Below are 12,369 nucleotides of genomic sequence, written 5' to 3'. Positions count from 1 at the left end.
ATCGTGCCGCGAATGTCGGGCAGGGCTGTGGATCACCGGCACGCGGCAGTTGATGCTTACCGCGACGATCCGCAACCGGGCGGCGACGGGCTGTCTGAGACCTGGCCTCAACTCTGAGTGAGCTGTGCTTCGATCGCCGCCTTGTCGATGACGGACCACACAATCTCGATCCGACCATCGCGGAAGCGGTAGAAGACGTTCTCGCTGAAAGAGACCGCGCGGCCGTTTACCGGCAGGCCGAGAAACACGCCCTTCGGCGAGCAGGCGAAGTCGAGCCGGCTCGCGACGTGCTGCGTGTCGGCGACAAGCAGGCTGATCTCGAAGCGAAGGTCCGGGATCTGCTCGAAGTCGCGCTCGAGCATGGCGCGGTAGCCCGTGAGGCCGACGGTGCGGCCGTTGTAGCGCACGTCGTCATGCACGAAGACGCCGAGCTTCGGCCAGTCCTGCCGGTTGAGGCAATCGATGTAGCCGCGGTAGAGCGAGGCGAGATCGGTCATGAACGGTCCTCCTGGTTCGGCCGAGTCGAGCGGCTTCAGTTAAAGGCTCAGCCCGGGAACGGTTCCGACATGGTCACCCTCGACTCAATCGGCTCGGCCCAGCCGGTTCGCCGCCGTTGCCGCGATCGCCTCGGCGAGGGTCATGGTCCAACGGCGGCGCAGATAGTCGCGGAAGTCGAAGCAGGGCAGACCGGGACAAACTTCGAACTCGATGAGGTGGACGGTGTCGTCCGGCTCGACGCGGAAATCCATCGAGAAGACGTCGCGCAGGCCGAGCCCTTCGACGAGGCGGGCGGCGATGGCGCGGATGCGATGTTCGGCCTTCGGCTGCGTGTCGCCGACCTGTTCCAGCACGGGCTCGGCATAGACGCCCGACGCTTTCGCCGCATCGCCGGTCTCTCCGTAGAGGGCGAGGCTGTCGGCCATCGTCTGGAAGTCTGCGCCCGAGTCGACGAAGACGGCGGCGAGCGCGTCGGGGCCGGCGTCGCGGTCCACTGCCAGATAGCTCGCCCGGACGTTGCGGCCGGGGACGTAGGGCTGGACGACCGCGTCGTCGCGGTAGGCTTCGAATATGCGGCGGCTGAGAGCGAGCGCGTGGTCGTGGGTGGCGGCGCGCGAATCCGGCCAGATGCCGATCTTGGAGCCGAGGCGGTTCGGCTTGACGAACCAGCCCTGCGGCGAGGGCGGCGGCTCGACGATCCATGCTCCGTTCCGCGCGAGCCCGCAGCCCGGCGTCGGCACGCCGAGGGCGCGCAGCACCGCGCCGGAGCGGAACTTGTCCTGACAGAGCGCGAAGAGGGAATCGTCCGAGCCGATCGTGCGCATGCCGGCGAGCCGCGCGAGGGCCGGGCCGGCACCGCCGCGGTAGTAGGCGATGCCGTCCGAAATGGTCCAGACCAGCGTGCGGGCGGGATCGCGCGCGGCGATAGCGGCCGCGGCATCATCGAGCTCGACCGGCGTGAAGGCGACGCCGCGCGCGGCGCAGGCGGCGGCGAAGGCGCCAAGCTCCGGCTGGATGTCGGTCGACTGCGCGAGGTAGGAGGAGATCTCCAGCGCATGGCGGTCGGAGAAGCCCTGCGCGGCCAGACGCGCGCGGCAGGCCGCTTCGGGCTCGTAGACGAAGAGCAGTTCGCCAAGGGAGGTCATTGGAAGGGCTTCACCGGGTTGCGCTGAGGGCTTGCGAACATGCCCGGGAGAGAAGCGCGGCGGGACGGAACGGGCTTGCACGAAATCGACGCGTGGGAGGCACGCTTGCGACAGACGGCGTAAGACCGGCGATCGGGGGCGTCAGGCGAGCACGTCCGGCTCGGCGCGGCCCTTCACCTCGACGTCGAGCAGATAGAGCATGCCGGCGCCGGGATCGCCGCGGCGCGCGTCCTCGTCCATGCCCTCGCAGGCCGTGGTGACGGCGAGGCGGGACAGGTCCGGGCCGACGAAGACGGGGCATGAGGCCTGCGTGGCGGGGACCGGGATGCTGCGCAGATGCGTTCCGTCAGGCGCATATGCATCGACGCATGACGCGCCCCAGCGGGCGTTCCAGATTACGCCGTCGGCGTCGCAGACGGATCCGTCGAGGCCGCCCTTCCTGCCGCGATGGTCGAGCAGGACTTCGGGCTCGCCCGTGGGCAGCCCCGTGTCGGGGTCGCAGGCGACGCGGAAGAGGATGTTCTTATCCGTATCGGCGAAATAGCCGGTCGCCCCGTCGGGCGAAAAGCAGATCGAGTTGGGGATGGTGATGTCGGGGAAGAGCCTGCGCACCTCGCCCTTGCGGAACCAGTAGATGGCGCCGGCATGCTTTTCTGCCTTCTTGCCCATCGTGCCGGCCCAGATCGAGCCGAAAGGATGGGCGCGGGCGTCGTTGGAGCGCGTGACGGGGTTGTCGGCCTCGACCGGGGTGTGGAGGACGAGCCTGCCGGTGGCGCGGTCACGGACATGGAAGCCGGTCTCGGTCCAGACGAGCTGGCGCTGCGCATCGATGCGGAACAGCGCGCTCGCCATCAACGGCAGGTCGTGGACGATGGTTTCTCCGTCCGGCCAGGCCTTTTCCAGCAGGCGGCGTTCGAGGATATCGAACCAGTAGACGGTGTTCGTCGCCGCATCCCAGGTCGGCCCCTCGCCGAGATGGCAGACGATGTCGCAGAGTGTCGTCGCGCTCATGCCGTCCTCCCGAAGATCTCGTCATAGGCGGCAACCGCCGCCCTGGCGCGTTTCGCGAGCTCGATCCGGTCCAGGCCGGGCTTGTAGAGGCTGGAGCCGAGGCCGAAGGCGGTGACGCCGGCCTTGGCATAGGCCGCGAAATCGGCCTCCGACACGCCGCCGACCGCGCCGACCACCGCCTCGCGCGGCAGCACGGCCTTGAGCGCCGAAATGCCGGCGGGACCGAGCACGCTGGCCGGGAAGAACTTCAGCGCCGAAGCACCCGCATGATACGCGAGGAAAGCCTCGGTCGCGGTGAAGACGCCGGGCATGGTGACCATGCCGAACCCGGCAGCGCGGGACAGGACGCCGGGGTCGACATTGGGCGCGACGAGCAGCCGGCCGCCGGCCTCGTGCAGCCGGTCGACGTCGCCGATGCGCACGACGGTGCCGGCGCCGGTGAGCGCATCGGGCAAGCGCTTCGACAGAAGCTCGATCGACCGGAAGGGATCCGGCGAGTTGAGCGGCACCTCGATCGCCTCGACGCCGGCCTCGTGGAGCGCGTCGCCGATGCCAACGATCTCGTCGGGCGTGACGCCACGCAGGATGGCGACGATGTTGCGCTGCAGCTTCGGCCAGACAACGGTGGCGCTCATGGAGTGGCTCCGGACAGGAAGAGGCGCCGGCCGGCCTCGAACAGGCCTTTCCGCACGGCAGCGTCGGCGTCGACGAGATTGACCAGAAGGCCGGCGGTTCCCAGTGCTGCCGCGTAGCGCTTCGCCATGCCGCCGGAGGCGACGAGGGTGACGACGTGCATGGCGGGCGCGGCGGACTTCGCTCCGGCGATTTCGGCCCCGATCAGGAGGCCGGACAGGGTCGCCGCGGCGTCCTCCGGCGGGACGTTGCCGAGCAGGCCGCCGGCGCGGATGGCGAAGAGCGCGGAGGTGAGACGCTCGGGATTGGCGAGCGCCTGCTGCAAGGCGGTCTGGAACGCAGGCGCCTTCGGCGCGCCGGCATCCGGCGTCTCGCCGAGGGAATGGCGTAGGATCGAGTGGCTGGCGAGGAGGTTGAACAGTTCGCCGGTCATCGCGGTGCGGAAGCCGGTGACGACGCCGTCCTCGACGGCAACCCATTTCGAGTGGGTGCCGGGCATGCAGACGAAATGCGCGCCGTCGGCGAGTTGCGCGCCGGCAAGCTGCGTCTCCTCCCCGCGCATCACGTCCGGATGCTCCGCGCCGCGCTGGGCGAGGCCGGGCAGGATGCGCACCGGACGGCGCGCGCCGGGGGCCTCGGTCGCCGCCTGCGCGAAGTCAGCAATCCGCGCCGGCACGTCGAGATAGCCCGCCTCGACCCACCCCTGGCGGGCGCCGGCCATGCCGCAGACGATCGCGGGCAGGCCCTCGGGCGCGGCGAGGGCCGCCAGATGCTCTTCCAGGATCACCGCGAAGCCCTTGCCGCCGGCGCTCGACATGCCCTCGCCGGACTTGCGCTCGCCGACGACATTGCCGGCCTCATCGAGCAGCCAGACGCGCAGGTTCGAGGTGCCCCAGTCGACGGCGGCGAGCACGGCCGGCGACGTCACAGGAAGCCTCCGTCGACGATCATGGTCTGGGCGGTGAGCATGCGGGAACTGTCCGAGGCCAGGAAGAGGCAGGGGCCGACGATGTCTTCGGGCTTCATCACCTCGTGGATGCACTGCTTGGCGACGTGGGCGGCCAGCCCCTCCTCGGTGACCCAGAGCTCCTGCTGGCGCTCCGTGATGACCCAGCCGGGCGCGATCGCGTTGACGCGGATGCCGTGCTTGCCGAGCGCGCCGGCGAGACCCTTGGTGAGGCCGATGATGCCGGCCTTGGCAGCGGCATAGGAGGGCAGCGTGCCGAGGTTGATCATGAAGGAGGTGGAGGTGAAGTTGATGATGGAACCCGTGCCGGCCTTCTTCATCCCTTCGGCGACAGCCTGGGCGGTGAAGAAATGGGGCTTGAGGTTGACCGCCTGGTTGGCGTCCCAGAACTCGGAGGTGACGGCGGCGATGTCGTGCCGGTCGTCGCGGGCGGCGTTGTTGATCAGCACCAGCGCCGGACCGTGCGCGGCCTCGGCGTAATGGATGGCGGCCCGGAGCGCCTCGATGTCGCGCAGGTCGGCCTTGACGAAGAGCGGCCGGGCGCCCGCCTCCCTTTCCAGCCTGTCGCACAGCGCGAGGCTGGGTGCCTCGGCGATGTCGATGAAGGCGACCTTCGATCCCTGCCGGACGAAACCCTCGGTCAGCGCCGCGCCGATGCCCGAACCGCCGCCCGTGATGAGCACAGGTCTGTCCCTCAGGTCCGGATAGACCGCCGTGATCGCCATATGTGAAGCTCCTTCTCCCGGTGCGAATGTATCGGAAAAAGGCGCGGCCGCCGCAAGGCCCCGGACGATGCTCAGATCGCGAGCGCGCGCGGCTTGGCGTTGCGCAGGTATTCTAGCGTGGCGGCGGCGTCGACGGGCCTGCCGAACAGGAAGCCCTGGCCGCCGCCGCAGCCGAACTGGATGAGCCTGGAGGCCTGCGCCTCCTCCTCGATGCCTTCGGCCACGACCTCCATGCCGAGCCCGTCGCACATGGCGAGGATGGCGCGGATGATGTGCTGCGACGGCCTGTCCTCCAGGATCGAGGCGACGAAGGCGCGATCTATCTTCAGCTTGTCGAAATGGAAGTCGCGCAGGCGGCCGAGCGACGACTGGCCGGTGCCGAAATCGTCGAGCGAGATGCGGATTCCGACGGCGCGCAGGTCGTCGACGATCTTCTCGGCCGAGATCGGGTCGGTCATCATGCCGGTCTCGGTGATCTCGATCTCCAGCCGGTGCGGGTCGAAGCCCGTCTCGGCGAGGATGGACTGGATGTGCAGGCCGGTGTTCTGGTCGACGAGTTGCGAGGGCGACAGGTTGAAGGAAAGGAACAGGTGCTCCGGCCAGTCGCGCGCGGCGAGCGTCGCCTTGCGTAGCGCGAGCTGCGAGAGCGCGCCGATGATGCCGCGCTCTTCCGCGATCGGGATGAAGACGTTGGGCGGCACGACGCCGAGATCCTGGTCGGTCCAGCGGGCGAGCGCCTCGAAGCCGATGGTCTCACGTGTGCGCAGGTCGACGATCGGCTGAAAATGGGGCTCCACCTCGCCAGCGGCGACGGCGCGGCGCAGCGCCTGCTCGATGCGGGTGACGCGCTTGGCCGCCTCTTCCATCTGATGGGTGTAGACCACGACCCTGCCGCGGCCGGAGCGCTTGGCATGGTAGAGCGCGGTCTCCGCCTTGCTCATCAGGTCTTCAGCGCTCTGGTCGCCGAAATAGAGCGCGCAGCCGACGGAGGCGGACAGGCGCGCGGTGCGGTCGCCCACGTCATAGGGCGCGGACAGGATCTCGATCAGCATCTGCGCCTGCTGGTCGACGGCCTGTTCGGAAAAGGTCATCGGCAGGAGCACGCCGAACTCGTCGGCGCCGAGGCGGGTGACGGTCGATTGCGCGTCCATGGCGGCGCGCAAGCGCATGGCGACCTGCATCAGGATGTGATCGCCGGCACGCCGGCCGAAAAGGTCATTGATCGGCTTGAAGCCGTCCAGATCGATGATGCCGATGGCGAACGGAGCCGGGTCTTCCGCGCGCTCCGCCTTCAGCCGCTCGACCTTGTCGACGAACGGCGCTGGTTGCCGAGGCCTGTCAGCGGATCCGTGAAAACGAGATCCGCAGGCTCCCTCCCCGTGTCTGGTGTGCCGGTCGATCCGGGCATCTTGTCCGTGCATGCTGATGATTCAGCTTCACTATGCCGCAAAACAGTTGAGGAAGGGTATCGACGATAATGATGCCGCAGACAAACGGTCAGTCGGCCCTGACACGGTAGAGGCGGAGCGCGGCGCCTTCGTCGGCCGGCTCCAGCCAGGCGGGCACTCGGCCCGCGACCAGCCCGGCGAGAAGGCCGGCCGGAGCCGCGTCCGCCAGCAGGGTGGTCTCGGAATTCCCGGGGCAGACGGCGACAACCCCCACCTGCGCGTCGCGCGCGAGCCCTTCGGCCGCGGCAGGGTCGGCGAGCAGCATGTCGAGCGCGGCGAGATTGCCGGCGACGTTGCGATGGTAGGAGCCGGCGAGCGCCCGGTGCGGTGTCCAGGCGAGGATGGCGGAGCCGAGATTGGAGACGGAGAGAACGGTGGTGGGCGGGAGGGTGGCGAGAGATGCATAGTCTTCCGACCGGTAGCACGTCCCTGCCGATGCAGCGGCGAGTGTCACGTCCGGCGCGGCGGATGGCGCGAACAGGCGACTGCCGGCCGTGCTCCAGACGGCGTTGAAGGAGAGGATCCAGGCGGCCGCCAGCGCTAGCGTGGCCGCGCCGGATGGCGAGCCGGTCGCCCTTACGCGCCGGGACGCGATCCAGCCCGACAGCGGGATGGCGGCGAGCGCGACCGAGAACAGCGCGCCGCGCACCTGCCAAGCCGAGACCAGCACCGCCGCGACGAGCAGCGCGCCGACGATGGCATCGACGCGCCGGATGCCGTTGCGGAGCGCCGACAGTGCCAGGACCAGCAGGGCCAGCAGCGGCGTCGCATACCAGGTGAAAAGCATCGCCGGGTCCCTTGCGGCGATCTCGAACACCGGCTGGGCCTCGGTGACGCCGTCGAGCCAGAGGCGCTTGAGGCGTAGGTCGAGCCCGGCATAGGGATCGGCGAGGCATTGCGGGAAGGCAAGGACGACGAGCGCGCCCACCACGGCGCCGAGAAGCGCGAGCGCGGCCAGGCGGCGGCCAAGGCTGGTGGAAAGCGGGCGCAGCGACGCGATGGCGGCGAGGCCGAGGCCGGCAAGCACCGCGACCGAGCCCTGCGCCAGCGAATAGGCGTCGCAGGCCGGCTGCGCCCACCGCGACGGCGGAACGGTGGCGATGAAGGCCGCCACGGCGACGACCGCGAAGCCGAGGCCGAAGCCGGCCGCCGTGCCGCGCTCGGCTCCGCCGCGGACGAGGAACAGCCCGGCGGCGACCGCGCCGCCGACGGCGACGTAGGGCAGCGTCTCAATGCCGATGGCAAGCGTGAGCGCGGCGCAGGCGCCCGCCGCGGCCGCCGGGGCGAAGGCGCCCGCCACGAGGCCGAGCGCGACGCCGAGCGTCAGCACGAGCTGGATGTTGTGGTGGTCGATCGCGCCAGCCTGGAAGACGCCGATCGAGACCAGCGCCATCGCGCCGACGACGAAGGCCGGGAACGCCGCCGCCGGCCCGTAGGCGCGCCGCGCCGTGCGCGCGATGAGGAAGGCGCCCGCGCCAAGCAGAAGCGACGGCCAGAGCACCAGCGCGGCGGCCTCGCCGAGCGGGACACTGCCGGTGAGCGCGGATGCGATGCGGACGAGGGCCGCGATCGGCGCATCGACCAGCCGCGACCAGTGCATCGGGAAGCCGCCTTCCAGCCCCATGCGGTACTGCATCGGGTCGAACCAGCCCTGGCCGGCGAGAAGGTCACGCACCTGAACCAGACGCAGCAGGCTGTCATTGTCGCCCTGCGCGTCGGAGAGCCGCGCAAAGCCGTCCGAGGCGGCGAGAAGGACGCCGAACAGGGCGACGGCGAGCGCGGCGGCAAGGTCGACGCGCAGCGTCGCCGGGCCGCCCGATAGCGGTTTCGATGCGGTTTCGGTCAAGAAAAAGGTCCCCGGCGTCCGGCCTAAACCTAGCCTTAACCGCGTCAATAGACAGTAAAGCGCCGCGTCCCGCGTGCGCCCGGAGCCCAGCGATGACCGAACCCCTCTCGACCAGCCTGTCGGTGGCGGTGCTTCTGCCCTGCTACAACGAGGAGACGACGATCGCGGGCGTGGTCGCCGGCTTCCGCGAGGCGCTGCCCGGCGCGCGCATCGTGGTGTTCGACAACAACTCGACCGACCTGACGGCGCTGCGGGCCCGCTCGGCAGGCGCGCAGGTGGTTCGGGTGCCGCACCAGGGCAAGGGCAATGTGGTGCGGCGCATGTTCGCCGACATCGACGCGGACGTCTATGTGATGGCGGACGGCGACGGCACCTATGCGCCGGAGGACGCGCCACTGCTCATCAACACGCTGATGACTGAGCATGCCGACATGGCCGTCGGCACGCGCCGCGGCGTCGGCGACGATGCGGGCCGCACAGGCCATGCCTTCGGCAACCGGCTGTTCAACGCGCTCTACCACCGGCTGTTCGGCCGCGACTTCACCGACATCTTCTCCGGCTACCGGGCGTTCACCCGCCGCTACGTCAAGAGCTTCCCGGCTGTCTCGGCCGGCTTCGAGATCGAGACGGAGATGTCGGTGCACGCCTCGATGCTGAAGCTGCCGGTGGTCGAGATCGCGCTCGACTACGGGCGGCGGCCCGAGGGATCGGCCTCGAAGCTCTCGACGTATAAGGACGGGCTGCGGATCCTGTGGATGTTCGCGATGCTGATGAAGGAGACGCAGCCGATCCGCTTCTTCGGCGCGATCTCGGGCGCGTGCCTCGCCATAAGCCTGGTGCTGATGGCGCCGGTGCTGGCCGAGTATTTCGCCACCGGCCTGGTGCCGCGCATGCCGACCTGGGTGCTCTCCATGGCGCTGCTGATGATGTCGATGCTGTTCGCGATCGCCGGGCTGGTGCTGGATTCAGTGGCGCGCGGCCGTGCCGAGCAGAAGCGAATGGTCTATCTCTCCTATCCGCCGTTGCGCTCGGAGCCCGTGAAGCTGCGTGCCGGCACGACCAAGCCGCGCGCGGCGTGAAACGCTTCGGGCGCTTCCTCGTTATCGGCGTGATCGGCTTCGTCGCCGATGCGGGCATGCTCGGCGCTCTCTTGATGTGGACGCCGCTGGGTGTCTATTCGGCCCGCCTCGTGTCGATCGCCTTCGCTCTCACCGTCACCTGGCTGCTCAACCGGCTGATCACCTTCGGCCCCTCGTCGCGCCATGTCGCAGTAGAGGGGGCACGTTATGGCGGCGTGGGCATCGCTACCTCGGCGATCAACTACCTCGCCTATTCCGCGCTTCTCTGGGCGGTGCCCGACGTGCCGGTCATCGTCGCGCTCGTGGTCGCCTCGGTCGTCGCGCTGGCCTTCTCCTTCGCGGGCTATTCGAGGCTGGTGTTCGACCGCTGATCAGCGGCACGAAACGGCCGTTCAGGAAAACGCGATACGGCCCCGCTGGACCGTGACAGCGGGACGGGCTACATCCAGCTTCCCGTTTCCAGAGGGTATTCGATGAAGCTCCGCGTCGCCGTCCAGATGGACCATATCCGCACCGTCAACATCGCGGGCGATACGACGTTCGCGCTGTCTCTGGAGGCACAGCGGCGCGGCCACAGCCTCTATCATTATACGCCCGACCGGCTGACCCAGGAGGACGGCCGCATCTTCGCCCGCGTCGAGGAGATGGAGGTGCGCGACGTCAAAGGCGACCATTTCACGCTCGGCGAGCCGGTGCGCACGGATATCTCGGAGATGGACGTGGTGCTTCTGCGCCAGGACCCGCCCTTCGACATGAACTACATCACCACCACGCATATGCTTGAGCGCATCCATCCGAAGACGCTGGTGGTGAACGACCCCGCCTGGGTGCGCAATTCGCCGGAGAAGATCTTCGTCACCGAGTTCCCCGACCTGATGCCGGCGACGCTGATCACCCGCGATCCGCTGGAGGTCGCCGCCTTCCGCAGGGCGCATGGCGACATCATCGTCAAGCCGCTCTACGGCAATGGCGGCGCGGGCATCTTCCACATGCGCGAGGACGACCGGAACCTTGCCTCGCTGCTTGAAATGTTCGGCCAGATGTTCCGCGAGCCGTTCATCGTGCAGCAATATCTGAAGGACGTGCGCAAGGGCGACAAGCGCATCATCCTGATCGACGGCGAGGCGGTGGGCGCGATCAACCGCGTGCCGGCCGAGCACGACAGCCGCTCCAACATGCATGTCGGCGGCCGCGCGGAAGCGACCGAACTGACGCCACGCGAGCGCGAGATCTGCGAGCGCATCGGGCCCTCGCTGAAAGAACGCGGCTTCATCCTCGTCGGCATCGACGTGATCGGCGACTACATGACCGAGATCAACGTGACCTCGCCGACCGGCGTGCGCGAGGTGAAGCGCTTCGGCGGCGCGGATATCGCGGCGCTGTTCTGGGACGCGGTCGAGGCGAAGCGGAGCTGAGGCCTGCAACGACCGATGCCGCGTTGATCCTGGTCAACGCGTGCCCCTTTCGCGGGAGCTAGGTGTTCGTCGGACGGCTCTTGTCCGACGATGCCCGCGAGGAATGACCGATGCAAAGACTGAACCACGTGTTCTGGGCCACGCTTGCGGTGCCTTTGCTTTTGTGGCTGCTCGCGGACACTTCGGTCTTCCAGGCATCGAGCTTCTTTTCCCTGCGCGACCCGATGGCGCAGATCACCGGCATCCTCGCCATTACCTGCATGAGCGCGGCGATGATCCTGGCGCTGCGGCCACGATGGCCCGAAGCCTGGTTCGGCGGGCTGGACAAGATGTACCGCCTGCACAAATGGCTGGGCATCGGGGCGCTCGTCCTGTCGGTGGTCCACTGGCTCTGGTCGCAGGGACCGAAATGGGCAGTCGGCTGGGGGCTGCTCGAACGGCCGGCGCGCGGCGAACGGCCGCCGATCGAGAATCCGGTCGAGGCGTTCTTCGCCAGCCTGCGCGGAACGGCGGAAGGCATCGGCGAGTGGGCGTTTTACGCCGCCGTGGTGCTGATCGCGCTGGCGCTGATCAAGGCGTTCCCTTACCGGCTGTTCTTCAAGACGCACCGGCTGATCGCGCTCGCCTATCTGGTGCTGGCCTTCCATACGGTGGTGCTGATCAAGTTCAGCTATTGGAGTTCGCCCGTGGCCTGGTTGACGGCGGCGCTGCTTGTCACCGGCGTGTTTGCGGCCGGCGTGGTGCTGCTGCGCCAGGTCGGTGCCGGCCGGCAGGCCGCCGGCACGATCGCCTCGCTGCACTACTATCCCGGGGTGAAGGCGCTGGAGACCGAGATCGCGGTTCCGCAAGGCTGGCCGGGCCACAAGGCGGGGCAGTTCGCCTTCGCCACGTCGGACGCCTCGGAAGGCGCGCATCCCTACACGATCGCCTCGGCCTGGAAGGATGACGAGCGGAAGATCACGTTCATCACCAAGGAACTCGGCGACCATACCAGCCGGCTGCGCGACAGGCTGCGCGTCGGCCAGGACGTGAAGGTCGAGGGGCCCTATGGCTGCTTCACCTTCGACGACGACTGCGCGCGGCAGATCTGGATCGGCGGCGGCATCGGCGTCACGCCGTTCATCGCCCGCATGAAGCATATGGCGCTGCAGAAAGACGCGCCCGATTGGCCGGTGCCCCAGGCGGTGGATGTCTTCCACACCACCGCCGACGTCGACGAGGAGGCGCTCGCCAAACTGGCGGCAGACGCCAAGAACGCCAATGTCGCGCTGCACGTGCTGGTCGACGCACGGGACGGCCGCCTGACCGGCGAGCGCATCCGCGCGGCGGTGCCGCAGTGGCGCGAGGCCAGCATCTGGTTCTGCGGCCCGCCCGGCTTCGGCGAGGCCCTGCGGAAGGACTTTGCCGCCCAGGGATTCCCCGTCGCGCAGCACTTCCACCAGGAATTGTTCGCAATGCGCTAGACGGCGCCCGTTGGCTCAATCGTCCGCAGACGACAAGGCCGCGGGAATTGTATATCGATCGCGCCAGGGGCTGAACAATCGCGAGAGACTCATGCGTTGCGACGGCCTTGCGCGCCGACGTCTTCGACGCCGCGGGACG

The 12,369-nt window shown here is 68.7% G+C and carries 11 protein-coding genes and 1 pseudogene; 4 read left to right on the top strand and 8 right to left on the bottom strand.

The genetic code is table 11. The annotated features are described in order from the left end of the window. Positions 1-107: 107 nt before the first annotated feature. The 8 genes and pseudogenes from LRS09_RS12565 to LRS09_RS12530 all read right to left on the bottom strand — a co-directional run bounded on the left by LRS09_RS12565 (position 108) and on the right by LRS09_RS12530 (position 8,273). A complete protein-coding gene (locus LRS09_RS12565; RefSeq protein WP_257807022.1) occupies positions 108-497 on the bottom strand; it encodes an ester cyclase in 390 nt (129 codons plus the stop codon). An 84-nt stretch (positions 498-581) separates the two neighbouring features. Further along, complete coding sequence (locus tag LRS09_RS12560; RefSeq protein ID WP_257807020.1) at positions 582-1,643, bottom strand: D-alanine:D-lactate ligase-like protein; 1,062 nt, start codon at positions 1,641-1,643, stop codon at positions 582-584. Between the two features lie 141 nt (positions 1,644-1,784). Continuing rightward, on the bottom strand, positions 1,785-2,654 hold the full coding sequence (locus LRS09_RS12555) for an SMP-30/gluconolactonase/LRE family protein (protein WP_257807018.1): 870 nt from the start codon (positions 2,652-2,654) through the stop codon (positions 1,785-1,787). Further along, entirely contained in the window at positions 2,651-3,289 is a 639-nt protein-coding gene (locus LRS09_RS12550) for a 2-dehydro-3-deoxy-6-phosphogalactonate aldolase (RefSeq protein WP_257807016.1), read from the bottom strand. Before LRS09_RS12550 ends, LRS09_RS12555 begins: the two co-directional genes overlap by 4 nt. Beyond that, a complete protein-coding gene (locus tag LRS09_RS12545; RefSeq protein WP_257807014.1) occupies positions 3,286-4,215 on the bottom strand; it encodes a 2-dehydro-3-deoxygalactonokinase in 930 nt (309 codons plus the stop codon). The genes LRS09_RS12550 and LRS09_RS12545 overlap by 4 nt, the downstream gene beginning before the upstream one ends. Next, positions 4,212-4,979: an SDR family NAD(P)-dependent oxidoreductase gene (locus tag LRS09_RS12540; protein WP_257807012.1), complete on the bottom strand. Its 768-nt coding sequence runs from the start codon at positions 4,977-4,979 to the stop codon at positions 4,212-4,214. The genes LRS09_RS12545 and LRS09_RS12540 overlap by 4 nt, the downstream gene beginning before the upstream one ends. A gap of 71 nt (positions 4,980-5,050) precedes the next feature. Then, positions 5,051-6,387, bottom strand: a pseudogene (locus tag LRS09_RS12535) (putative bifunctional diguanylate cyclase/phosphodiesterase). An 89-nt stretch (positions 6,388-6,476) separates the two neighbouring features. Then, the gene (locus LRS09_RS12530; RefSeq protein WP_257807010.1) at positions 6,477-8,273 is read right to left on the bottom strand and encodes a GtrA family protein; all 1,797 of its coding nucleotides are present in this window, start codon (positions 8,271-8,273) and stop codon (positions 6,477-6,479) included. Between the two features lie 92 nt (positions 8,274-8,365). Between LRS09_RS12530 and LRS09_RS12525 the strand changes: the two genes are divergently transcribed. The 4 genes from LRS09_RS12525 to LRS09_RS12510 all read left to right on the top strand — a co-directional run bounded on the left by LRS09_RS12525 (position 8,366) and on the right by LRS09_RS12510 (position 12,230). Next, positions 8,366-9,352, top strand: coding sequence for a glycosyltransferase (locus tag LRS09_RS12525; RefSeq protein ID WP_257807008.1), 987 nt, complete (start codon positions 8,366-8,368; stop codon positions 9,350-9,352). After that, positions 9,349-9,723 carry a GtrA family protein gene (locus LRS09_RS12520; protein ID WP_257807006.1) on the top strand — a complete coding sequence of 125 codons (375 nt, stop codon included), beginning with the start codon at positions 9,349-9,351 and terminating at the stop codon, positions 9,721-9,723. The genes LRS09_RS12525 and LRS09_RS12520 overlap by 4 nt, the downstream gene beginning before the upstream one ends. 102 nt (positions 9,724-9,825) lie before the next feature. Beyond that, positions 9,826-10,767, top strand: coding sequence for a glutathione synthase (gshB, locus tag LRS09_RS12515; protein WP_257807004.1), 942 nt, complete (start codon positions 9,826-9,828; stop codon positions 10,765-10,767). Between the two features lie 110 nt (positions 10,768-10,877). Beyond that, complete coding sequence (locus LRS09_RS12510) at positions 10,878-12,230, top strand: ferric reductase-like transmembrane domain-containing protein (RefSeq protein ID WP_257807002.1); 1,353 nt, start codon at positions 10,878-10,880, stop codon at positions 12,228-12,230. Positions 12,231-12,369: the final 139 nt, after the last annotated feature.

The organism is Mesorhizobium sp. J428 (assembly GCF_024699925.1).
GTDB lineage: Bacteria > Pseudomonadota > Alphaproteobacteria > Rhizobiales > Rhizobiaceae > Mesorhizobium_A.
The sequence above is the reverse complement of the archived record's forward strand: the minus strand, read 5'-3'. Positions and strand labels throughout refer to the sequence as shown.